Source organism: Polynucleobacter sp. 31A-FELB, from assembly GCF_018882405.1.
In the GTDB taxonomy this organism is placed as follows: Bacteria; Pseudomonadota; Gammaproteobacteria; order Burkholderiales; family Burkholderiaceae; genus Polynucleobacter.
This window is the reverse complement of the sequence record NZ_JACVOO010000007.1, coordinates 76,561-99,654: the sequence shown is the minus strand read 5'-3', so window position 1 is coordinate 99,654 and position 23,094 is coordinate 76,561. Positions and strand designations below refer to the sequence as shown.

The 23,094-nt window shown below is 44.9% G+C and carries 28 protein-coding genes; 2 read left to right on the top strand and 26 right to left on the bottom strand.

Annotated elements, in window-relative coordinates; all coding sequences use genetic code 11:
* Nucleotides 1-26: 26 nt before the first annotated feature.
* From ICN30_RS06290 to ICN30_RS06240, 11 genes are all read right to left on the bottom strand, one after another.
* A complete protein-coding gene (locus tag ICN30_RS06290; RefSeq protein WP_216274115.1) occupies nt 27-629 on the bottom strand; it encodes a hypothetical protein in 603 nt (200 codons plus the stop codon).
* A gap of 2 nt (nt 630-631) precedes the next feature.
* Complete coding sequence (gene pilP, locus ICN30_RS06285) at nt 632-1,417, bottom strand: type IV pilus biogenesis protein PilP (protein WP_216271976.1); 786 nt, start codon at nt 1,415-1,417, stop codon at nt 632-634.
* Complete coding sequence (locus tag ICN30_RS06280) at nt 1,417-3,147, bottom strand: hypothetical protein (protein ID WP_216274114.1); 1,731 nt, start codon at nt 3,145-3,147, stop codon at nt 1,417-1,419. Before ICN30_RS06280 ends, pilP begins: the two co-directional genes overlap by 1 nt.
* Nucleotides 3,144-3,695 (bottom strand): toxin co-regulated pilus biosynthesis Q family protein, encoded by a 552-nt coding sequence (locus ICN30_RS06275; RefSeq protein WP_216274113.1) that lies wholly within the window; start codon nt 3,693-3,695, stop codon nt 3,144-3,146. The genes ICN30_RS06280 and ICN30_RS06275 overlap by 4 nt, the downstream gene beginning before the upstream one ends.
* A 123-nt stretch (nt 3,696-3,818) precedes the next feature.
* On the bottom strand, nt 3,819-4,901 hold the full coding sequence (gene virB11, locus ICN30_RS06270) for a P-type DNA transfer ATPase VirB11 (RefSeq protein ID WP_216274112.1): 1,083 nt from the start codon (nt 4,899-4,901) through the stop codon (nt 3,819-3,821).
* The gene (locus ICN30_RS06265; RefSeq protein WP_216274111.1) at nt 4,898-5,212 is read right to left on the bottom strand and encodes a hypothetical protein; all 315 of its coding nucleotides are present in this window, start codon (nt 5,210-5,212) and stop codon (nt 4,898-4,900) included. The genes virB11 and ICN30_RS06265 overlap by 4 nt, the downstream gene beginning before the upstream one ends.
* Nucleotides 5,202-6,458, bottom strand: a complete 1,257-nt coding sequence (locus ICN30_RS06260) for a DUF1173 family protein (protein ID WP_216274110.1) — start codon at nt 6,456-6,458, stop codon at nt 5,202-5,204. Before ICN30_RS06260 ends, ICN30_RS06265 begins: the two co-directional genes overlap by 11 nt.
* 1 nt (nt 6,459) lies before the next feature.
* On the bottom strand, nt 6,460-7,809 hold the full coding sequence (gene virB10 / locus ICN30_RS11750; RefSeq protein ID WP_216274108.1) for a type IV secretion system protein VirB10: 1,350 nt from the start codon (nt 7,807-7,809) through the stop codon (nt 6,460-6,462).
* The gene (locus tag ICN30_RS06250) at nt 7,806-8,708 is read right to left on the bottom strand and encodes a TrbG/VirB9 family P-type conjugative transfer protein (RefSeq protein ID WP_216274106.1); all 903 of its coding nucleotides are present in this window, start codon (nt 8,706-8,708) and stop codon (nt 7,806-7,808) included. The genes virB10 and ICN30_RS06250 overlap by 4 nt, the downstream gene beginning before the upstream one ends.
* A gap of 56 nt (nt 8,709-8,764) precedes the next feature.
* Nucleotides 8,765-9,469 (bottom strand): virB8 family protein, encoded by a 705-nt coding sequence (locus ICN30_RS06245; protein WP_216271984.1) that lies wholly within the window; start codon nt 9,467-9,469, stop codon nt 8,765-8,767.
* A 191-nt stretch (nt 9,470-9,660) separates the two neighbouring features.
* Entirely contained in the window at nt 9,661-10,050 is a 390-nt protein-coding gene (locus ICN30_RS06240; protein ID WP_216274104.1) for a hypothetical protein, read from the bottom strand.
* A gap of 104 nt (nt 10,051-10,154) precedes the next feature.
* Between ICN30_RS06240 and ICN30_RS06235 the strand changes: the two genes are divergently transcribed.
* Nucleotides 10,155-10,388, top strand: a complete 234-nt coding sequence (locus tag ICN30_RS06235) for a hypothetical protein (RefSeq protein ID WP_216274102.1) — start codon at nt 10,155-10,157, stop codon at nt 10,386-10,388.
* Here ICN30_RS06235 and ICN30_RS06230 read toward each other — a convergent pair.
* The 7 genes from ICN30_RS06230 to ICN30_RS06200 form a co-directional block, all read right to left on the bottom strand.
* A complete protein-coding gene (locus ICN30_RS06230) occupies nt 10,385-11,506 on the bottom strand; it encodes a type IV secretion system protein (RefSeq protein WP_216274100.1) in 1,122 nt (373 codons plus the stop codon). The genes ICN30_RS06235 and ICN30_RS06230 overlap by 4 nt on opposite strands.
* Before the next feature lie 9 nt (nt 11,507-11,515).
* Nucleotides 11,516-12,259, bottom strand: coding sequence for a P-type DNA transfer protein VirB5 (virB5, locus tag ICN30_RS06225; RefSeq protein WP_255533138.1), 744 nt, complete (start codon nt 12,257-12,259; stop codon nt 11,516-11,518).
* Nucleotides 12,260-12,319: 60 nt separating this feature from the next.
* Entirely contained in the window at nt 12,320-14,764 is a 2,445-nt protein-coding gene (locus ICN30_RS06220) for a VirB4 family type IV secretion/conjugal transfer ATPase (protein WP_216274095.1), read from the bottom strand.
* A gap of 2 nt (nt 14,765-14,766) precedes the next feature.
* The gene (locus tag ICN30_RS11745; RefSeq protein ID WP_216271989.1) at nt 14,767-15,084 is read right to left on the bottom strand and encodes a VirB3 family type IV secretion system protein; all 318 of its coding nucleotides are present in this window, start codon (nt 15,082-15,084) and stop codon (nt 14,767-14,769) included.
* A gap of 14 nt (nt 15,085-15,098) precedes the next feature.
* Nucleotides 15,099-15,464 carry a TrbC/VirB2 family protein gene (locus ICN30_RS06210; protein ID WP_216274093.1) on the bottom strand — a complete coding sequence of 122 codons (366 nt, stop codon included), beginning with the start codon at nt 15,462-15,464 and terminating at the stop codon, nt 15,099-15,101.
* Nucleotides 15,465-15,574: 110 nt separating this feature from the next.
* Nucleotides 15,575-16,633 (bottom strand): helix-turn-helix domain-containing protein, encoded by a 1,059-nt coding sequence (locus ICN30_RS06205; RefSeq protein ID WP_216274091.1) that lies wholly within the window; start codon nt 16,631-16,633, stop codon nt 15,575-15,577.
* On the bottom strand, nt 16,630-16,962 hold the full coding sequence (locus ICN30_RS06200; RefSeq protein WP_216274089.1) for a hypothetical protein: 333 nt from the start codon (nt 16,960-16,962) through the stop codon (nt 16,630-16,632). The genes ICN30_RS06205 and ICN30_RS06200 overlap by 4 nt, the downstream gene beginning before the upstream one ends.
* Nucleotides 16,963-17,103: 141 nt before the next feature.
* Here ICN30_RS06200 and ICN30_RS06195 point away from each other — a divergent pair, with 141 nt between their 5' ends.
* The gene (locus ICN30_RS06195; protein ID WP_216274087.1) at nt 17,104-17,658 is read left to right on the top strand and encodes a hypothetical protein; all 555 of its coding nucleotides are present in this window, start codon (nt 17,104-17,106) and stop codon (nt 17,656-17,658) included.
* Here the strand turns inward: ICN30_RS06195 and ICN30_RS06190 are convergent.
* From ICN30_RS06190 to ICN30_RS06155, 8 genes are all read right to left on the bottom strand, one after another.
* The gene (locus ICN30_RS06190) at nt 17,639-18,007 is read right to left on the bottom strand and encodes a hypothetical protein (protein ID WP_216274085.1); all 369 of its coding nucleotides are present in this window, start codon (nt 18,005-18,007) and stop codon (nt 17,639-17,641) included. The two genes, ICN30_RS06195 and ICN30_RS06190, sit on opposite strands and share 20 nt — an antisense overlap.
* Nucleotides 18,004-18,246, bottom strand: a complete 243-nt coding sequence (locus tag ICN30_RS06185) for a hypothetical protein (protein WP_216274082.1) — start codon at nt 18,244-18,246, stop codon at nt 18,004-18,006. Before ICN30_RS06185 ends, ICN30_RS06190 begins: the two co-directional genes overlap by 4 nt.
* A 461-nt stretch (nt 18,247-18,707) precedes the next feature.
* Nucleotides 18,708-19,145: a single-stranded DNA-binding protein gene (locus tag ICN30_RS06180; RefSeq protein WP_216274080.1), complete on the bottom strand. Its 438-nt coding sequence runs from the start codon at nt 19,143-19,145 to the stop codon at nt 18,708-18,710.
* Nucleotides 19,146-20,171, bottom strand: coding sequence for a ParB/RepB/Spo0J family partition protein (locus ICN30_RS06175; RefSeq protein ID WP_216274078.1), 1,026 nt, complete (start codon nt 20,169-20,171; stop codon nt 19,146-19,148).
* Entirely contained in the window at nt 20,171-21,157 is a 987-nt protein-coding gene (locus ICN30_RS06170; RefSeq protein ID WP_216271998.1) for a ParA family protein, read from the bottom strand. Before ICN30_RS06170 ends, ICN30_RS06175 begins: the two co-directional genes overlap by 1 nt.
* Nucleotides 21,123-21,503: a Cro/CI family transcriptional regulator gene (locus tag ICN30_RS06165; RefSeq protein ID WP_216274076.1), complete on the bottom strand. Its 381-nt coding sequence runs from the start codon at nt 21,501-21,503 to the stop codon at nt 21,123-21,125. The genes ICN30_RS06170 and ICN30_RS06165 overlap by 35 nt, the downstream gene beginning before the upstream one ends.
* A 99-nt stretch (nt 21,504-21,602) precedes the next feature.
* Complete coding sequence (locus ICN30_RS06160) at nt 21,603-22,304, bottom strand: ankyrin repeat domain-containing protein (RefSeq protein ID WP_216274073.1); 702 nt, start codon at nt 22,302-22,304, stop codon at nt 21,603-21,605.
* The gene (locus tag ICN30_RS06155) at nt 22,301-23,089 is read right to left on the bottom strand and encodes a TatD family hydrolase (protein WP_216274071.1); all 789 of its coding nucleotides are present in this window, start codon (nt 23,087-23,089) and stop codon (nt 22,301-22,303) included. Before ICN30_RS06155 ends, ICN30_RS06160 begins: the two co-directional genes overlap by 4 nt.
* Nucleotides 23,090-23,094: the final 5 nt, after the last annotated feature.

The window sequence follows — 23,094 nt, the reverse complement described above, 5'->3', positions numbered from 1 at the left end:
TTCCCTTGTTGATAAGAAAATAAAAGTTAGTGAAAGATTGAGGGTTGCTCAAGAGCTGCTTTAGGGTTAACTTCCTGATGCACTTTTGCCGATATTTCGACTAAAGAACCATTCGCTTTTTTTATAGACCCCAATTTATAGGTGCTATCTAGAGCAACAACCATGTTTGAAATATGATGAAATGTTTCAACATCTGGCAATTGAATTACCCCATCGCCCCCATGAAATTCACCCAAGCTTTTTAATTCTGAAAGCGTGTAGTCAACATCCAGAACCATGAATTGAGATGGAGAAGTGCTTGCGGGTCCAAGGCTAAGCAAAACCCGATCCCCAAGAAAAACTTTTTGGGCAATAGCATCATTTTGGATGCTACCGTCAGGCCTAATGGTTGTGGTAGAGCCCGTAAGGTAATGCGGGGTGGTGCCATTTTCAACGAGGCTGGCACGTCCATCTGCAAGCCTTGTCTCTGAATAAGCTATTCGCTCTTTTCCATCCTGATGGATGGAAAAGCCAACGGTATAAATATCAATGCTTTCCTCTGATGAAGAATTGGCATAGGAATGTCCAGCAAACAAAGCGCTAAAAATAATGCCGATACAAAAATGTTCTAAGCGTAATTTTTTAATCATTCTTATTGCCCCATGACAAAATCAGAGTTGGCGCTATTACCAACCAAGGGTATAGATCGTTTGGCCTTACCCGAGCCAAACAGCACTTCATTTGGTGTGATGGCGCTAACTACGCCATAGCCAGCAATAACAGTTCCTACTGATGCTGTAATAGTCTGGCCATTTGGCATCGATACATTGGCACGGTAATTATTCTCGCCACCGGCAATCATTAGAACGCGAGGTCCTCTCGCTGAGTTAGTGGGGCCTGGGCTTTGCGCTGCGTTGGGATTGGGTGCCCCAGGGATGCCTGGGACACTACCTTCTTTAGCAATTTTTGTTTTGAGCTCGGCATTTTTTAGTTGCTCGGCAAGCATGGCATTTTCAGAACGCAGTTTTTCTAGATCACCTAAAGTTGGGGCAGCCCAATCGGCAGGCGTAGAGGATTTAGCGTCTGGAGAACCTATAGCAGCAGAGGCTTTTTTATTCGCCACAGTCCCCACTCCGTCCTGGCCCGGCTGTGTAGCGGTCTTCACCACTTCTTCATTCTTGGCTAAACCTGATGCTTCAGGCTTGCTTGTAGCCGGGACATTAGCCGAGGTTTCTGGGCTTAAATCCATGGCCGCCTTTGCATCAGTTTGGACTTGAGTAAGGACAAGCCCTCCTGACTGTACTACGCTCTGCGGCCTCTTTTGAGTCGGCTTGTCAACACTACTATACAAATATATGGCAGCAGCAAGAATGGAGCAAATCACTATAACTAGCGCGAAGCCAATAATTTTGTTTTTTGGAATAAGAGAGAGTTTCATTAAAGTACTTTCGCTGTAACAACGATGGCCATAATTTGCTTGCCTGCAGTCGAGTCAAATCCACCTCCGAGCAAATAGAAGAAAGGAGAAAAGATTCCTGAGTTTTGGTTTGAGCCAGTCTCTTTGGTAAGGCTGGTGAGAAGCAAAGCATCGCCAGGCGTTAAAGTCACCGTATTTTGGAAAGTGCTGGTATCAATGTCGGGTGTTTGAATAGAGGCTTGCGAAGAACCTGAGCCACTGGTGACCGTCTTAAGGGAGACTAATGCGCTATTGGTCATCGTCATGGCCAGCACAATCTTGCCGTTTATGATGCGCGGCACAAACATCGCCGTGAAACCAACTGTGAAGGTCCCTGGCGTAAGTGACGTTGTAGTGCCCACGTTGGCAGACGTTGTTGAATTAGATGAGGCAAGGTAGCTTTGCTGTCTTGCCAATTGCACCGGTGTTGGTTGACCATTCATTGCAATTGCTTGCTGATGGAGTTTTTCAGTCACCTTACCAATTGTTGATAGCGCATTTAGAGCCGCGGTAGATCCAGCATAATTCGATGAATTAATGACTGATGCACCAATATTAAATGGCGTCATGCCGCCAATCACTGCTGGGGTTTGAACGCCGGTAACGTTAAAACCCAGATTGCCAGCTGATTTAAAAATCACACTAGGGTTCCAGCTGTAGTTTTCTTCACTATTAACCGCAACCGTATAGATGTTGACGTCAATCTGAACCTGTTGGGACAACTGGTCAGATAAGGTCTTTACCCATGTTTCCATATGACGAACTTCTGCGGGCGAACCAGTCACCGTAATGGAGCCAGCGGCAGCATTAATAGCTACTTCAGCACCCTTACCCACGACCTTGGCAGTGGTTTCAATATCCTTCCAAAGATCTACGTCATAACGGGAAGTGCTCTCAGCACCAGAAGAGCTGCTTGCTCCCCCTGAGACATTGGCACCACCAGAGCCTGATGATCCTGAAACTGAAGCTGAGGTAGTTGTGATGGTTGAGCTACCCTTAAAGCTACGGGCAATAGTTGGAAGATAAAAAGTTTTTGATTCGCTACGAAAGAACATGGCCTTACCATCTGCAAACTTCCACCACACCCCAGTCTTTTGCGCCAACTGATCTAAAAGACCGTTTAAGGTGCCCTCGTAATTCAGATTCATTGGAATCTGTAATGGCAGGCGCGCTAACTGCGTATTCGTTGGAGCTTGAAAAACGCCGCCGGTATTACTTGCGGGCGCAGAAACACCAAGCGGAGCCGGCAAGCCAGCGCCCCCCGATAGATTGGAAGCAAGCGCTGTAGCAGCGCTTGGCAATGCGCTGGTGTTAAGCGCTCCAGGCATAGATGTGCCGGTGGATTGGGTCGTCGTATTAACCTGCAATCCCGTTAAATCCACAACGATATTAAATTCTTCGCTAATCCAATGAGCAACGTCAGGCAACATTACGGAGCGACTCGGTTTGTAAACCACCTTCTTTTTAAGAAGCGGCGACAACTGCTCTGCAACTGTAATTTTCTCTCCAGCAAGGTAAGCCCCAGTTGATTTAATCACCACAGGTCTTGCGGGATCAACATTGCCCTGTTTTGCAATTTGCTCTTCATATTCAGCCTGACGCTGATTATTTTTGACCCCAATAAAGCCTGAGCAAGCAGTAATAAAGACACAGCCAACTAACAGCGAGGCCAATAGTACTGATTTTTTAGTTTTTGAAATGTAATTTCTCATTGTGGCGTGACTCCCGGGCCTGTAATTACTAAAGTTTTGTTTGCGCTATAGAAATTAGCGTGAATAAGAATTCCATTGGAGGAAAGTGTTTCAATCACTTTGGCGGCGGCGATATCAAAGCTGCCAGTAAATTCTGAGTTAGAAGGAATTACCCAGTCTTTATCGAACTGCCAAACCAGTGACCAATTCGAATCCTTCGCCCACTTGGTAAGCTCGGATCGAATGGTTTCTCCCTTTTTGAGCTGCCAAATCTGCTCAGGCTCTGGCGTTACTGGAATTACGATATTGGCCTTCGGGATTGTTGAGACAGCTGCAAGCCTCACCTGCACTTCAGCTGGCGAGTCCTCAAGAGTTAAATCAGGAACTTCCGTTGAAGGGATTGTGTTGATGGGTTCATTTATGGCGATCCGCGCTTGCCCATCAGGCAGTAAGACCGGTCTAGGACCGCTTGAGCAGCCGGCAATAGCTAAAACCGCCATGCTGGCAAAGCATAGTAATAGCAAACGCTCAATGACAATAGAAGCGAACTGCTTATAAAAAACAGACATGTTAATCCTATCAAGTTATGGTGCGCGCTAACGCATACACCTATTTTCACTCATAAAAAAATACTTGGCAATACCTACAGCTTTCCTATTAAAAATTTTTGTCAAATGTCGTTAATACGCCCATTAATGACCATAAGCCAACTCACGCTTCTTAAACGGATCAAAATGAATCTCGGTCATCACCCTTTTCTTCCCAATTAGCTGATCGCCTTTAAAAATAAATCGAGCTTGCACATGAGCTACAACATCGATCGTCATTAAAAATAATTTCGCGATTTCGGCTTGGGTATATGCAGCGGCTTCCTGGTGCTCCTTTGCCATGAAGACAAACCTTGGGATTGCTGTTGGGCAGCTTTCAGCATGGAATGAAGTCAATGAGCCACTATGGCCCGTGGTCAAGAGCTTAAGAAAGTCGTAACTCTCTGACCCGCGTAACTCAGCAAGAAGAACGCGATCGGGCTTCATGCGCATATTGCTACCAATCAAATCTGCGGGGGTAACGTTTGCCTTACCTTGACCACCTTTTGAGTAAAGTAAATTGACTTGATTTGCTTTATCTTCCATAAACAGCTCTCGAACATCTTCAATGGTGATCACCCTCTCCCAGCTCGGGATATATTGGCAGAGTGATTTCATAAAAGTGGTTTTGCCAGAGCCTGTATCGCCAACCACTGCAACGTTTAAGTGGTTTTCCACAGACGCCTTTAAGAATTCAGGAAAGCATTTGCTTTCAAGTAATTTCATTAGCTTCTGACTATTGGGGTCAAGCTTCTCAATGTTGCCCTCTGGCTTGCTCCAAAAAGTATCGTCAAAATATCCTCCATCAACATATGCTGACATGGGAATTACCTTCATTTGAGGGCGGCGAATTGTAAAACTAATGCAGTCTGGTGGAACCGCTGGCTCCATTACTATTTGTACGCGCTCTTGACCCGGGAGCGTGGCCGATAGAATTGGGTGTGATGAAGATATTTTTTGATCAGTGAAGGTAGCAATGCTTTGCGCAAGCTGTCTTAGATGGAGTAATGTCAGTCCAGGCACCGAATGGAACTCCCAACCATTATCTGATTCAGTAACTAACTCTCCAGGACGATTAATAACCATCTCCGTAACGCCATCCTTGAAATATGATTGCAGGGGTAGCATTAATTGCTTGACCATCGAATCTTTGCCAAGAGAATCAATTGGTTTAGAGGCATTGTTCATGGCTGACCTGTTGGAAGTTGTGTTTGAGAATTGGAACCCTGAGAGCCAGATCCGTTGTTTTGAGGTACAAAAAATTGCTGTGGCGCAGGCGCTTGCGCTCTATCGCAAGTTGGCCAAGGGCGTTTATTTCTTAGCGCATCATAAAGACGCTGCATAACCGGAACGCACTCAGGAACCGCTGTGGCTCCAGCTGGATTGGCCATGCATAGCGCAACTTGACAACCCCAGTCGTCAGCCTTTGCCAATTGCGGGAAAAGCGCTGACGCAGAGAGTAAAAAGGCTAATAGGCTTGATTTGAAATTAATGCTCATGACCAGCTCCTTCGTTTGAATATGAATTTCCCTGTAATTGAGGAAGATTTGGTAACGGTTCGTTCAGTTCCCAGATCCAGCTATCCATATCGCTATTGGCGATTAATTCGGTTTGCTCGTTGATGAAATTTGACTGATTAACTTCTGATGGCGTCAGGTAGAGTGCCGTTGGCTTTGGACCTGTGTCCGATAGAACTGCACTTGCTAGTGGCTTATGAATACTTAAGTTGTAACGCATTCCTTTTACAAAGGTGCGCTCCTGCTTTACCAGCAAGCTTGTTAATGCTGCATCGCCCATAGACTCAACTGGTAGCCAATTTTGGTCGACATACATTAACGCAAGTTCTTCAAATTTGGCCGTCAAGGAATCATTTATTCCAAAGGTGCCAATAACCATTAGGTGCCCCTCTGGAAACGCATTGCGTAGGGTCAGCTCTCTCTCAAAATGCTTCAAAAGCTTTCGATGCACATCTGCATCCATGTAAAAAGGAATGTGTGGAATTTGTTTAATCGCCATCGAGTATCCAAAACGAGACTCGGAAATATTTTTAACTTCTCCAATTAGAAGCAATAATTCCTTTTGATTAGAATCAAACTGAGAAGCCTTAATCCATCGCTCCTTCCGGCGCATTTCATTTTCAATAAATTTAGGATCGGTTTCTTCTAGCCATCTATGAGGCAAAAAAGATGACTCAGAAAGAGAAAGGTGCTTAACCATAGATACATTGAGCGCCTCATTTAAATACTTTCTAATCACTACCCAATTACGCTTACCCTGCATCTTTGGAGTCCATCGATTAAAGCCAGCTTCTGCCCACAAATATTGCAAGAGGCTTCTAAACCCTAATCGCTTCCCTTCGGCTTTAACGCTAGAAACTGATGCATCGGGATTGGCGACTGGGGCTGCTCTACCCGGCATTTTGCGCAGTGGAAAGCCAATCTTAAGTGTTGTAGTACCCAGCTTGGTGTTTTCGATAATTGCGGTTCCCAAAAGCTCACCAAGCCCCGATAGCTCAATTGGCGGCTCGTAGGAGTCGCAGTGGGGGGCATGTAAAGCCCCGGTACCAGGCATGCGCTTTAGAACGTATTCATCACTAAATTTTGATAAGTACATCGGAGGATTGCGATCATTGCAAAGGCAAATCGGGTGATCACCAGCCTCATATGCCTTGCATAATAAACTTTGCCAAACATGGTCTGATGGGCTTGCAATACGATTGTTAGATCCTTCAAACTTATATCGCATATTAATTGGCCTTTAACTCATAAACACTACTAAAGTCCAAGTCACGGGCCACGGAAATTGAAATTCGATCGCCTTGATTCTTTTGAAGTGTCGGCGGAATTCCAATCGAATTACGAACAATCTCTGTCGCTAAAGAGTTTCCTGATGACTGCGTGTTTTGTATAACGCTGGTGCTATTGCTCCCAGTGCTTGCTTTCGCAATGCCATAGCCCACAACATCCTGAAACATGGAGACGAGAAAAGCAGCGCCAAATCGCTCCATAAAGTGGTTGTCGACATCCCCGGAAATTCCGCCGCGACCCAACGAATCGGCTCCTGGAGAATCCAAATCAATCACTACCCCAGTTGGGGTCTTGATTCGCGTCCATAAAACAAAGACGCGTGTTTGGCCTTGCTTAATACTGGTGCCGGATTCGCCGGTTGCTTTTGATCCTTTGTCGATTAACACAACCTTTCCGTCATCGCTATACACATTCTTCGTAACCGTGCATGACAGCTGACTTGCTGCATCAGAAGAAAATGCGGTGTCAAGACCGCAATCAATCGAAGCTCCTTTGGCCAACATTAGATTGCGATTGCCTAGTAACGTAGCTGTGGCTTTTGGTGTTTTGCTAGGGGTTAATTGATTACCAAATGCACCAACAGGTTGAGTTGGTTGTGCTGGCATTATTTTTGATATATCAGGGAAAGCAGGCATCGTAGGCTGCGCAAGCCCACCGACTCCCTGAGAAGTGCCAGCTGAGACCGCTCCTCTGTTTGCCCCAGCCATACCCGGCATGGCTGATGAGGCTGAAATACCATCCTGCATTACCAGCGGGGAATCAAATCGTGATCGCGGAATCATTGGTACATTAGGGTCAACAGCCCCGTAAGGTGGGGTTGGCGCTAAGGGCTGTCCAGGGCCGCTTTGTTTTAATGCTTGCGAAGAAGATAGCGGTCCAGGAACACCAGCCCCAGGAGCAGTTGATCCATCCTTGGCCTGCGTACTGCCCTGCTCAGTTGGCTGACGGCCTGGTGGGGTTGCGCCTCCAAAGCCATCGGAATCAACCCCTAATGTGCGTCGTGTACTTGTTGGTTGCCCTGCTGTTGCACCAGGTGCAGCATTGTTGGAATTTACTTCACTCGCCTTATTGCCTAAGGCGGCCAAATGATTGGCGCGTGATTTTTGATAAAACCAATATCCACCAGCTATAAAAGAAGCTATGAAAACTAGCGGGATAGCAACCTTCCAAACATTTGTTTTGCGCTTAAGGGCAGTATTTGAGCCAATATGGGATCTGCCTCCCCCGGCCAAGTACTCATCCTCTTCGTGCGGCTGATCCCCGGACTCAATTTGATTAAGCTCGCTCACTTTTGGACCCCTTTCACAACCCTCATCACACCTGGAATTGTGGTTCCGTTTACTGCAGGCACGCCATCAGGATCGTAGCTCTCATTCCAAATGCCAACGACTTGATTTGATAGGCGCAATACCCAGCGCGGCGCTACTTGGTGAGCAACCAGGACATCATTTTCAAGATGCGACTCAACCATTGATTCTTGATTGTCAGGCGCAACTTTAAAAATTGTAGGAATTGAGCGGTTGTTTGGAATTCGAATATAAGTAAACCGACCGTCATCCCAAACTTGGTTTGGAATAATTTCCTCGGTACCTTCGATTTTCTGCATTGTGTAATTCGTATTACGCTTGATGCGTACAGAGCTATTTAAGCGCTCATCTAACAAGACGCGGCCCTTTTCTGCAGGCGACTGCTCTATAGATGAGTGCTGAAAAGCAATGGTCCAATTCCCATTTTGCTTTTCCTTTTCACCAAGCACTCGCAAATCAAATGCATAGCGATATAAATTGGTTTTTACCAACAAATTGGTATTAGCTGCAGCTAAGCCAGGCTTTAGAGTTATCGAATCATCACCTACCTTCCCAAGCAAAACCCAGCCGTCAGAATCACCACCAAAAACACATGGTGTTGAGCCCGCAGCACAGGCTTCAATTCGCTCCCCTGGCGCAAAAAATAACTGCGTTGCAAATCCCAATTTAGTCAGAACGGGCACCACCGTAGACTGCGAGTCTGCGTCATAGTCGACATTTAGGATTTTTGGAATTTCAGGGGTTAAGTTTGGCTTTTTCGCCATCACAACGACTTTAGGGGTTACAGCAACCTCTTTCTTTGGTGCACTTGCATCCTCACTCTTGGGTTGGCTGGTTTGCGCATGAGCCACTTGAGAGGCAATTAACAGCATGATTGACATGCAAAAAATTGTTAATAATTTCGGTGAGTTCAGCGCCAATCTAATTGACCCGGACATCATGGGGTCACCTTGGGTCCAACGCCGGTAAGTTCGGCATCAACGACATATCCATTAACGGTAAAGCCTAACGGGTTATCAATAGCGAAACCTGTTTGAACATTGTTTGCTAGTGGCTTATAGGCGTAACTAAGAGTCGCTATTAACTTCTCTGGTGGCTTATCAACACCACCCTGTCTGGTTACGCGATCAAATCGAACCACCGCCTTACCAGGCTCTCCGGGCGGAAGGGAAACGGTTAAGCGTGTTATGCGCTGATCCGTATCCGACCCAAGACGTTTATCCTTGGCATTTATTCCCTCAAATTGAGCGTCATACATCCTACCGGTTCGCTCATCCGATAAATTCATCACATGATCATGGTCATGTTGCAGTAGAGTCCAAACATAGCGCTCACGAGAAGAAACGTAATCAGCTATGTAGTGCTTATCAATTAATTCGTTTGTTTGTACTGTGGATGAACCGGTAGCATCAATTAATTGAGTTTCACCAGTGGTCTTGTCCACTTGGAAAACAAGAGGTATTACCTTATAAAACGGCAACATTATCAACAGCCCGATAAGGCATAAGAGGGTAATTACTACAGCTACTCGAGCAATAATCCACGCCCTACCCTCTGATTTTTCGAGCATCTCTTGGCGACTGGTTTCCCAGTGAGCTGCCGCATCGTAAAATTCACCGTCTAAAGGCTTTTTGCTGGCCATGAAAATCCCATCAAGTTAATTGCGAAGGGCGCTAACCCTGTTGGTACCGCTATTTAAAAAATCAGTGCTTTGATATTTAATGAATTGCCAAGAGGCTTATCCTATCAAGTTCAACGCGCTAACGTTTGGTAATCTAACGAGAATAATTTTACTACACTCACAAATAAATTCAATAATTTATACAGTATTTATTAGAGTTTATGAAGCTCAACAGGGCCCAATCCAAAAAACAAAAAATACCCCGTTTTAGCAGTGAACTTTCCCTCTTGAAAACTCGTAGGCACTTTGAAAATAGCCACGTAACTATTGCCAAGTCCTTCAAAAGAGTCTGTAAAGGTGTGCCTCAACAGTTTTTCAAACTCTGACCGTGAAATTGGCTTGAGCGTTTGTTTTGATTGCACCCATGCACCCCTCCCATTTTTCTCCGTCAACACAAAAGCGCCATCAACCTTACTTATTTTTACAAGCTCCGTAAGGCCCTTCTTTTCCATGACGCCATAAGTGCCGATTAGATCTGCCTCTGATGCATGGGCTACCGTAATAGCAGCCAAAAAAGTTAAAAGAGTAACCAATTGCTTCAAAATAACTCCTACTATAAGATTTGAAAAGATTTAACTTGTCAACAATAAGCGTTAACCAAGCGTTAATATACTAAAGTTAATTCGCAATTCAATAAAGGTAGAAAATGAAAACCAAAAACTCTCTTGTTGTCGCCCTCTTTCCATTACTGCTTCTTGCTGGATGTGACGATAGCAATGAAGCAAAGCTTAAAAAGCAGGAAGAGTCTGTAAAAGCATATCAAAAATCGGCTAAAGAAAATCAATCCGAGGATCAGCAGAAGGCGCGAGACTTTCTATTTGGCAAGACGCCGACAAAATCAATTGAATTTTCAGCGCCAGCAGCCCCAAAAAAGCCTTAACTTCGATCTCGAATCATAGCCCTACCCCGCGTGGCAATTCTTCTAAGATTTTGCCCCATCCGCTCAGATCTTGATTGCGAAGCGGGGCCAGCATTGGCAATTGAACCACCCTTACCTCCCCCGCTATCACCCCCTGGGGCCTCTGGCGTTTTACGCCTACCATTACCAATCTTGCCCAATATTGTTCGCGTTGCCATGCCGCCAATAAACGCCCCTACAGAACCACCAGAGGCAGAAGAGTTTGATAGAGTAGAAGCGATGCCAGAAATACGTGTCCCGATCCAGGCTAGTATCAAGAATAGTGAAAAAACCTGGAGCACAAAGTCAAAAGGGTCCATTTGCTGACCCTGTAGCGCATCCACAAGATCAGTGCTGGAGCCAGTTAAAATTGTTGGGGCTGCTTGCATAAGTATTGAATCAACAATTGAAATCGACATGCCCAGGAAAGCAAAGATCAGCATTGAAAAGATGCAAAGGTAACCGATTTTTGAAAGCCATCCATCAAAAAACTTTTTCGTAGGCTCAAAGGCCAAGGCGCAAATAAAAATTGGTCCAATGCCCAGCAGAAGCTGCAAGGCTAAATGGCAGTACAGAACTTCAACACCCAGAATTATATAAAAAATGGTAATCCCCATGGAGAGGAGTACCCATAACACAACCAATAAGAAAGTCGAGCCAATTCCGAGACTTCCGAAAACACCCCCAATACTGTTTGACAGCGCCTTTGGAAATCGCATTTGATTAGAGACATTGCAGTCAATCATTTGGAAAACTTGGCTCGCACTGAAATTGCAGTTAGAAGATCCTTGTAGCGAAACAATTTTTGAGAGACTTAAAAAAACATCATTCACCACAGGAATTATCTGAGACTGGTAGGTGCCAACGCTAAGTCCTAGCCCTAAGATCATGGCAATTTTGGTTGCCTTCCAAGTAAAGTCCATTACCGGAGCCTGAGCCTGACCTCGCGACACCGCAAGACCGTAATTAATGATCCAGATTGTTACCCCTATGCCAACAATAGGGGTAATAGCTGTGATGATTGCGGTCGAAGTTTGATTAACATAAATGTTGACCGCATTCTCCAGTCCTGCACTTACTGCGCTATAGGTTGTAGACATATCAGCGCCCTATTTGGAAAGTGAAAAGTTTGGCGGCTGAAACTTTACGGTACCCGTATGAGACATTGCGCTTTGCATGTATTCATTTTTCTCTTGCTCAATCAACTTTGTTTGAGTCTTAGCTAACTCAGTTGCGATACTTAGCTTGGCCATTGCGTTCTGCTGAAATGATTGCTCAACTGTCAATCGCGCCTGCAATTCTGCGATAGCTTTAGGATCTTGAGTAAAGTTAATTTGAGCCATTAGGTCAGCGATTTTTTTATCATGTAACTGAACCTGTTCATAAGCTTGCTGAAACAAGTCTTGGTCAGCAAAGTTCTTATTAAGGCTACTCATGCAGGTGTTTCTTGGGATGCCAGCCGGAACAGACTCGCAACTAAAAATTGTCTTGGCATTCCTAGCTGCTTGTGCGGCGCTATTTAACGTAATCCAGGGGTTTTTAGTGTTGATCGCCGTATATACGTTACGAATATCTGCCGGCAAAAATTGCTGCAGCTGTGGATTTGATAACAACGAGCCATACCCTCTAATGCCTGTAAGAGCTTGGTATTGAGTTACAGACTGGTCGTATTGCTGTTTCATCGCCGCAATCTGCTGCTGCCATGCAGTAATTGTTTGAATCATATTGGTGTAGTTGGCCGCGTCAAATACCGGGATTCCCTGCGCATGTGAATGTGCGCTCATCGACAATACGCTCGCAAGCAATAATGGTTTAATTATTCTGACAATACTTTTTTTTGTGCAAAACTTCATAGTGAAAATCCTTATCAAGTAATTTAAATACTCCGCGCTAACGTCTTTATTGCATCTGATTTATTGCTTACGAAGACTCTTTTCTTTCTCCATAGCTTTTCGTAACTCCATCTTTTCTTTGAAGATGGGCATCCAGATCTCGGGATCATCACCTACCTCAGCTCGAATTTCATCAAGCACAGCTAGGTTGTCCGTCGAGGAGCTCAATATATTTAGATACTCACCCAGTCCGCCAAGGTCAAGGGTCACTATCGCAGTTCCATGACCTTGCTTGATTAGCATTTGTCGGCTATGAGGTTCGAATGATTTAATCGTTTCGAACTCAGCCTTAGTAAGCGAGAAGCCGTTTACATAATCGTCATAGCTAGCCTTTGGGTTGGGGAGAAATATTTGTGTTGCGCTTTGCTCAACCATTGCCGCTACGTGAGGAGTTTTTAAAATTTGCGCTGGTGATTGGGTATCAAATACGCCAAATCCATTTTGCTTGCGAATGGTGTATTGCTTGTTAACAGCAAAATCAGTACAAGCTGGCAACTCAAGTCGCTTCCAAAACTCAGCCATGAAATACATGAACCTACGCCCATCTATCAATGAATTGCCCATGTGTAGCAAGATGGAGGTAATAGGATCAAGCACCTCTGGTGACTCTAGTAAATCAGTGTCATCGAATCCCAATAGGTGGTCAGATGAAAAATCAATTGTGAGCTCTGGGTTATCCGCAACCCACGCTAAACTACCCCCTGTAGTAGCGCACCATTTTGCCAAGTGCGCGGCTACGCCATCGTCATCCGTATTAGGTAGCTGCTGGTGAACCATGGAGAGACGCCTAAACTTCATCTCCATTTTTAGAACTTGGGTTACTGCCGCAGTGATTTGCTCCTCTTCTTTGGGTGTTACCCTTCTTGGCACTCGTTCTTTAATAAATTCAATGTTATAGGCAGTGTTCTGCGGATTGACTGGAAGCTGCAGTGGATTTAATCCGGTTGGAACGCCCCTTTTAAAGGTTCGGTAATTTCCACCCAACGCACGAATTGCAATCTCAGCACCCCTATCTTTATCCCAAAAAAGAATGGTTGGCTTATATTTCAGGCTCATCATCATGAGAAAGAGCTCTACAACTGTTTTACCTGTACCCGTGGCCCCGATAATTGTTGTGTTCCCTGGCGCTTTATCATCAAAACTATCAACATCATCACGAGTCGCGTGCCAATTGAAGTAGTACGGGTTGCCGTTAGGCGTCTTCAAAACTGTTACCGCCTCACCCCAAGGGTTTCCATTGCGTTTCCCCATTGCAAAGCCATGAAACGCGCTCATGCCGCAATAATTTCTACTGGTTAATTTAGCCTCTCTTGGTCGATACTTCCAATTGCCTGGCAGTTGGGAAAACCATGCTCCATCTGCGAGTAGATCTATCAATGCAGTTTGGAAGCCAGCCTCCTCTAGAGTGGTTCTTGCTCCGGACAGGTTTTTTCTTGCGGCTGCAGGCGAATCTCCAAAAACCGCAAGGCTGTAATGGAACTCCCCATAACAGAATACCCCGTCACCCAAATCGTCTAGCGCCCTATTGAGGGCCTCTACTTGAGATGCAGCAATATCTTCGGATGCTCGCAATTGTTTTTGCTGAAGCTTGATTGCTCCTTCAGCCTGCCTTTTGCTCATGATCGTAAAGCTCATGGTCTCAATGAACTCATAATCCAAGTACAGAAGCAAATTAATAATTCCAGGCGATGTTTCTGGCGGGTAATCCTGTAAATCTAGTAGGGCTACATACTTAGACCCTTTTGGTCCGCGCAGCTCAATTAATTCGTCCTGGACAAACTGGCGAGTCGTAGGCAGCGATTGAGAAATTGACTGGTAGCTAGCGCTCCTGACGGGCTTCCAGTAGCCATTTACCAAATAGGCATAAAACTCCCTTTGTCTATTAAAAGTATCGCCCTCATAAACATAGTCACCCAGTAATGTAGGGTCATATTCTCGAAGGCTAGAATTCATTTTGTTAATGAATTCAGCCATCTTTTTTAGATCTTCAGCCTCATCATGTCTAATCTGTTCTAGGCTTCGCATTGCCTGACGAGAAAAGAATCTTGATAATCCTTCGGAAGCCTGTTTGGCTCTTGGTGGCTTGTAAACTAAAGTCAAATAAAATTCATTGGCCATCATTCGATAGCCCTGGAAGGTTTGGTAATATTTGGTTGCAATCTCTTTGGCGACAGGCTCTTCATAATCCGTTTCAAGACGGTCGCTAATCTTGCGGCGTACTCTATGAGACCAGAGCGCCACACCAAATCCCAAACTTCGCACCATGCTATTGAAGCCATCATGACGCAGCTCAATGTCCTCCGGGTCTTGGGCCTCAAAGGAGATGCCGTCAAGCCTCCATGTAGCTAAATACGAGCCATCACTATTCTTAACAATGCTCTCAGTTATTGGAGTATTAAATGGTATGAAGTCGCTTAGACAAGCCTCTCTTGTTGCTAGCTCTTCATGTCTTGGTATTGCGCCCATAGTTATTTCCGGTTTCGTTTTTTATATTTGATTGGGGAGTAAGTTATTGCCCCCCAATGTTTGGCTGATACATGCTTTGCAACCCTTAGCAAAAAGCGTTTTAAGAGCTGTAATAGCCGCTGGTCATCATGACTACTAACTTTGCGCATCCAAAAGTAAACAAACCCTAATAGGCACAAGCAAACCAAAGTAAGGTATGGACTTATAAATAGAGACCAAAATGAGAGCAAAATTAATGGCATGGCCACAGCCATTAGCGGGAGCATTGGAACTCCCGCCAATAGCGATGGCCTTGTGCAACCTTTAAATACAGAGTCCACGATCTGCCTTTACCTTACGGAGCCATTAAGTAGCCACCGATGGCAGTTGCACCACCAGCGAGTAGGCCACCACCCAATAGATGAGACACATCACCAAAGCTTGCGCCCTTAAACATCATTTTGTAGCCCGTCCACAACGACGCGGATGATCCGGTTGCAATGCCAACCGACATAAGCGTTGTGGACACCGTATTAGCAAATGTGGAAGCTCTAGCAAGCTGTGCAAACGCTGGGCTTGCCTCAAGGGCGACACCCAACATTGCAATTTGGAACCCCGCATGAACAAGACTGATATCACTAGATTTACGATCAAATTGATTTTTGGTGTTTCTTAAAAATCTTTTGCCTTTAATGGTTAATGCATTTTTAAAAGTCTTCATAACTACTCCTATCAAAGAGACTCCCCACTATTTCCGAGTGGGGTTTTCGGTTTTTCATTTCTCTTCGATGGAGTCGTTGGGTTACTTCTATGGTGCTTCTTATGGTTTATTTATTGGCGGACTGAGTATTCCCTCCTATCTCGCTCGTATTGCTCGTAGGGTATTTGTCGGTAAGCTAAAACCCGGAACTTAAATTCCGGGAAGGGCTCACCAGGGTGAGGTTTGCACCCTATCCGATTCGCTTCATTTTCAATGCCAGCATCAGTGACATACCATGGTGCAGCATTGAGGCCAGAACCATTTCCACTCGCTAGGGCACTAGTAGACTTTCCCGCCTTACCTGCAGAGGCGATGATTGAATCCAAATAACCAATGGTTACCGGAGCTGGGTCACCCTGCTTTTGACGTTGAGCGACCGCAGTGTCGTAGGCTGCCTTAAGGGTGTTAGAGGAAACCCCGACTTGAAGCCAGTAGGAAATTTTTGTGCGATCACTTGGTGAGATTTTGACCGTCTTACCTCTACCCTGCTCCCAAGTGGAAACTAAGCTAATAACGCTTTCAAAGTCATTCCCTGCCACTGAATTTGATGTTTGGTTTTCAGGGTTGTGGATAACTTCATTCTCTGACGTCGACGACGATATAGGATGGTTAAAAGGATGGTTATGGGTGAACTTTGTTCGGGGTGGGGGTGAACTTTGTTCTAAATTTGGAACAAAGTTCGGGGGTGAACTTTGTTCGGGGGTATCTACAGAATCAGGGTTTCCTGTCGGGGGTGAACTTTGTTCGGGGTGAACTTTGTTCGGGGTGTCATTCTGACGGGGTGAACTTTGTTCGGGGCTGTGGATAACTTTCGCACCATCTTGGTGATCATCTTCTGAGGTTTCGGCCTCAAATTGCCTTTTTAACTCTGCAATTTTTGGAAGATAAATAGTGAAATAAGTTGATCTGCCGTAACGCGCATTACGAGAAATTAGTCCACGCTCCTCTAATTTTTTTAGATTTTTTTGAATGGCTCTGTCCGTTAAATTGCACTTGGCTGCCAAATGAGCAATGCTTGGCCAACACTCTTTACCAAAGTCATTCGCCTGGTCAGCAAGCGCCAGAAGAACAAATTTCTGGTTGTGCTCAATATCAGCATCCCACACCATTGATTGAACCTTAACGCTCATGATGCATCCTCCTCTATGAGGGCTTTACGGAGTTCAGGAGTCCATTTAGGAAATAATTCCGGCTTAATTTGATAGGCAGGTCTAAAGGCTATTGATCCATCTGGGCTACGTACTGAGATCGATCGATCTTCAATGATTCCTTGGGCGGTCAAGCTGGTTAAGTATTTTTTAACTTCTTCCTCGGTGAAGCTTGTATCACTAGCCAGCTTTTCCAATGGAAGAATAGCCAGGGCATCATCGGTTGCAGAAAATGCCAATCGGACTAGAACCAACTTTTCCTCCATACGGAGGGCGGAGTCCATCACTCGGTTATAGAGATAAAGGCTCATAAAAAGCTCCTAACACCAAAATTAGGGGTGGTTGAGTTTCCTATGTAGAATTTATTACTCACTTCTTTCCGTGCGGGTGGAGCCGCAATACGGGAACGGTGGGTAATTTTCAGAACCCTACTTCGATAAGGAAACTCAACCGTGGACAAAGCCTTAGAAACGATAATCTTATTGGTAACTATGTTTATGTTCGGAGGAGGAGTTGTAGTTTTGGTTCTTGTGGGTGCAAGTCTTTTTTGGAAGTGGCGGTTAAAAATACGCATTATTAAATGTTTTAGTCTTGGCTTAGAAAATGCACTCACGGTAGAGGAAATTTTTATTCTTGCTAAAAGACGATCTCTAAGTAAATTTGAAATCCAAAGTACTTTAAAAGGGGTGCTAGATGCAGCAACCAAACTCAACAATTTGGAGTTGCGGAAATACTGCTTAAGAAATCTAGTTGCACTGGATGAAGGCACTGTATTTGATGACCTGCCGGATACAATCCGCAATAATCTTTTAAAAATTAAGGGCGAATTAGGCGGCGCAAAGGAGATCCTAGTAATAAATTTGGCTGAAAACTTGCAAGATTTTTCCAAGAGAAAGACCGCCCAAAAAAGGAAGCAACTATTTTTGTCCTTTGTTGGGAGCGTAGTCGCAGCATGGTCTGTTCCATGGAAGGCAGTCGTGGATGCGTTCATGAATTTTCTCCATTAGCGCTTGGAATGAAAATTAATGCTACGCAGAGCCACCCTGGAAAAGTGGTCAAAAGTATTAATTCTCTAATTTGGCGATCTATTTCAGCGGTTACCAAAATAAATATCAAGTACAACAAGAAGGTGTTAACAGAAGCGAGCCATTTCCAGACGAACTGCAGGCGTTGCCAGCCGATAGATCGTTGGTCATAGGTGCCCACTAGCAACCCAATGGCTACATTGAAAATTGCAGCAAGACCAGCCATCCAACCTTGATTAATAAAATAAGATTCGAAGACTTTCGCTGCAATTGGCGCGACAACTAAAAACTGTATAGCCACAATATTTTTCCAAAACATAGTGCTTCTCATGCGGAAATCTCCATAAAACATCCATCTCTAGACAGCGCTTTTGGAAGTTGTGGTTTTTGAGTAAACCCACCCCTAGCCTGAGTGGCTCCCTCTGGGTGATGCCCAAGGGGACGCTTCAAGCGTACTAAGGGCTGACCAACACCGATCAGCCTGGTTCCTATAAATGCGGGGGTGTAGCGCATTACAGGCCTCCCAACCATCGCAGTAATGCCGGCCTTAGCGCTAACTAATTTAGGCATATCAAACCCACGATGGGCCAAGGTACCGTTATCAGCGGAAAAATTCACCACTGATAAGAGGGTAGTTCTGTTCTGGGGGTACAAATTTAGTGGCAATTTGCAACAGTAGTATTTCATCGGTACAATTTCAACAACCACATTGCGAACAAAGCCTTTGCGAGGTGATATCTTTTTAAAGACCGTCACCGTCCTATCAAGGGGTGGAGTTCCTTTTTGGCCAGGGTAAAGAGGGTGCGCTAACACCCTCTTCTTCCCGACTTCCCTACTCAATACTCCATATTTAGCCGATAAACTGGCTATACTGCTCCCAACCAAAGTGCGATTGCAGCGGTCAACAGGGGGTACAGGATTTTTTGCTTCCCCCGTCCTATCAAGCCGTTGTAATACTCTTTGGCCAGGGGTCGGAGGGTGCGCTAACACTCTCCTCTTCCCGCCGCATTGGGAAATATCGAATAACTGGCTCATCTCGATATTCCCTTCTTCACAGACTCCAACTTTGCAGCATCAAATATTTCCGAATCATTAATCGCGGGTGGCTCGATCTTGATTGCCTCGCCTTTAGGAACCGGGAAATTGCTTGTTAAATGCTTAATCTCCTTAGCCTTAAGGTAAGTGCGGCTGCTGCCAGGATTGCTTGGTCTTGGCCAGTTTTCAATGCTGCCCGCAACTCTTAAGAGCATTCCTTTTTTTAAGAAATCGGCCGAGGTGCTGGCCAGCCGACGATAGGCATAAATTATGTGCCAATCTATTTTTTCATTTAAGGAGCCATCCAAACCTTTCCAGCGGCTTTGTGTAGCAATTTGCAAGATGGCAACCTGCTCACCATCTGGCAAATTCTTAAGCGCTGGAGCATTACCCAGATAGCCAATAATTTGAAATTGATTCACGGTTGAGCTCATTTAGTCGCCAAAATAGTTAGTTAGAACTAAAGCCTCAATTCGGCTCAACGCTACAGCGGAAGGGTTTTTTGTTAATTGCAGTTTGATGTTGTGTATAACCCCTGCAACATCTACCGAAAGACTCTTGTTGATCACAACTTCCTCTTTCGTTTTGACGGGAAGAGGCCTAACAGTTTCATGATCTTTAGTTTCCACTTGAGGCTCATTGCCTTCATCAGCCTCATCATTATTTTCAGATGGAATTTCACGAAGAATATGCTTGCGAGACGTCTCCAAAATTTGGTCTTTAGCGCTGATTTCTTCTACAGATTTATTGACAGATTCAGTGGGAGAGTTTTCCAGAGTTGACTCGTCTTCGATTGCCAAAGATTTTGATGTAGCCCCTATCATTTGCCGTGTCACATTTTCATTTTCATTTAACAGCGATAACGCAGCCTTGGGTGATTTTTCATAGAGAAGATTTAGTTGGTAGATCGTTTGAGCACTATTAAGTTTTTTTGCATTAATTGCGGCAAGAATTTCAGGAGGGCTGCTTAGAATAGAAAGGTGGCGCGTAACGTACTCTTTTGGTTCGTTGAGCTTCTTCGCAATCTCAACATTAGTCTCACCCTTATCTTTTCTCTTCTGGATAAAGCGAGCTATATCAATTGGAGATAGGTTTGCGCGCTTAGTATTCTCAGCCACTTGTGAATAGTCATCAAACAAGATTTCATCTGATTGAACAATTGCGGGAACCGTTTCTTTGCCAGCCAAAACGCTAGCGCGATAACGTCGAGCACCTTGAATGATTGTGTAGAAGCCATTGTTGGCGGGGCGAACAGATATGGGCTGTTGCACCCCCCTGATTAGAATATCTCCAGCAAGGCTTTCCAGCTGCTCTTGGTCGAATTCAGTTCTCGGTTGATCCTTGTCTTCGCAAATCTCGGCTACAGGAATTGATAAAACAACAGCCACTTGGTTGTCAGCAATCGCTGGCGTATCAAATGCTGATAGATCAAACATTGGCTTTTTATTGACAGCATTCATTATTCGTCTCCTGTCAATTCTTGAGCTTTAGTTTGCTCAATGACTGCTATGTCATCGGTCTCAACCTGGCTATCAGGTCCATAAAGTTTTGCCAGCTTTGCTTTTTGCTTTGCTGCTTGTTGCTCAAGATCCTGCTTTTCTTTTAAATCCTCCAGGAGCGCTGAATAACCCATTCTGTCCAAAACTACATCAAAGACATTGCGTAATTTCCACCATGTTTCACGAGCACCATTGTTGGTGGAGGTCATGCTGGCAAGGGACACACCCAAGCCTTGAGCCTGCCTAATACATTCACGCTTAGGAATAACCATCAACTTGCCGTCGTTATCTCGCAAGAAGTGCTTTCCTAGAGACTCGGATAAGTCGGCCAACGCAGTCTTCTGCTTTGGGGTTGACTCAACCATATTGGGCAAAAAGCCTAAAAAATCCAACTTCGGGTTGGTGGTTCCCTTGATGCGCAAAATTCCTCTAGATGCGTTAAGCGTAGAGGCCATTCCCTCAATAGATTCTTGGCTTAATTGAATTGGGCAGATCACATGACTTGCCAATGCAAGCGCCATGGTGACGCGTGTATCCAGAGCTGGAGGCCCATCAATAATGCAAATGTCGTAGTGGTTTTTTGCTGAGTCCAAAAACTTTGAAAAGTTTTGGTGTGCAAGTGTTGCAATCTCGATGGCCACGCCATCTTGATCAGTCTTTAATCTTGCCCGTTCAACCAGCTCTGCGGTAACCTTGCCATCGGCCGGCAGCAGATCAAATGTACCGTTAAATTCTGGCAGATCGCCTTTTAGGACTTGGGTAATCGTATTTTTCAATACGTTCACATTTGTCCTAATAAGCCCCTGACTAAAGTTGCCCTGATCATCTAAATCGATCATTAACACGCGAAGGCCCAATGTGCCGGCATAGCGGGCAAGTTGCCCGGCTATAGTCGACTTGCCTACGCCGCCTTTATTTATGCTTACTAGTAGTGTTTGCATGTTCATGCTTTTTTCCCTCCTCTGGGGTGGTTTGGTTGATAAGTAAAGTGGTTGGTTTGTGCTTGTTGTTCAAGACCGGCTCAGCAGGCCAATGGACGTGCCAATCCAAGGGGCGGAAACGCTCCTTTTTAATTAGCCCATTGCTGAGCTTTTCTATGGTTTTTGCTGTAGTTACGGGGACAGGGTTCTTGAGGCTCTTCCAGGCAGATATGGCTGCAGAGCTGATTTTTAGACGACGCGCAAGGGCTGCTTGCTTTCCAAAGAATTGGATAGCGTCATCTATGGCAAGTAAGACTTGCTTTTGGTGCTTCTTTGTTAGTTTTTGAGAGGCTTTAGAATCAAGAACCGACATTTAGTCAGTTCTAGTTTTTTCTTTATCTAGATGTAGATCTTAAGAACATCGCATGAAGTGCGAGTATTAATGATTATACGCAATTAATACATATGTCACTTATGAAGGAGTCTTCTTAGGACCGCCTGGATATGGCTGTTTATAGAGCTTCTCCCATCGGGAAATCAAACCCTCGCGTATATCTTCCTTACTAAATAAAGTAGCTACGTCAATGGCTGAATAGCCTTCATGATTACGCATGCGTAAGTCAGCGCCGTTATCCAATAGGAACTTAATTAGCTGCTCATTTCCAGAGCTAACGGCCATCATTAATGGCGTTGTATCGCTGGTGCTTAATGCATTCACTTTGGCACCATTAGCTACCAAGAATTGAGCCACGCTTAGCCTTCCAGTTGTACAGGCGTAATGTAAAGGCGTCCAACCAGACTTATTTACATCCGCCTTCTTTTTGAGCACTAAAGTCTCTACCAAAGGAAGTTCACCCTCAATAGAAGCCATCATCAGAGGATTTTCACCGCTTTTATTGGCAAGATTGATGTCAGTAGCTGGATTTGCAATTAGGAGGTCTGCAACCTTGAGGGATTTATCTCGAATGGCAACAATCAGCATCGGATTGCCCTTGGGATCCAATGTATTGGGACTAACGCCAGCCTTAATAAGGGATTGAACCTCCGAAATGTCGTCAAATTTAGCCGCTTTAGTGAAATCCGCGATTTGATCTGCTGTTTGAGCCAATACAAGGCTAGAAAAGCCTAGAAAAGCAGCGCTCAATGCGCAATGTAATTTAAATGAATTTCTCATGAAACCGGTCTATTTATATGAAAACATTGGAAAAAATTACTAGAAGTTTGCTCTGCAAGCCGCTCAATTGAGACGCCCTTTAAATCAGCAACAAATTCACCAACTTTAGAGACCCAGGCAGGCTCATTGGTCTTACCGCGATATGGAATTGGAGCTAAATACGGTGAATCCGTTTCAATCAGCATGCGCTCTAAAGGGACCTGCTTGCAAGTCTCCTGAAGATCTTTGGCGCTCTTAAAAGTCACAATTCCAGAAAAAGAGATGTAAAAGCCCATTTCCATGGCCGCCTTGGCAACCTCGGTAGATTCTGTAAAGCAGTGCATCACACCACCAATTTGATCAGCGCCCTCTTCTTTTAGGATTCGGAGCGTATCGGCTGAAGATGAGCGCGTATGAATGATGAGGGGCTTTTTAGATGCAATAGCCGCCCTGATATGGGTCCTGAAGCGTTCTCTTTGCCATTCCATGGATTCATAGCTACGATCACCCATTCGATAGTAATCAAGCCCGGTCTCACCAACGGCAACAATTTTGGGGTGTTTTGCCTCTTCAACTAGGAATTCAAAGCTAGGCTCTGGCGTATCTTCGTAATCAGGATGCACTCCAACAGAGGCATACAAATGAGCATGATCCTCAGCAAGCTTTTTCACATTAGGAAAATCAGGAATATCAACTGATACGCAAAGTGCATGGCTTACCTTGCAGGTGGCCATATTGGCCAAAACCTCAGGTAAGCGAGTTTGAAATTCTGGGAAATCGAGGTGGCAATGGGAGTCTATAAACATGACTC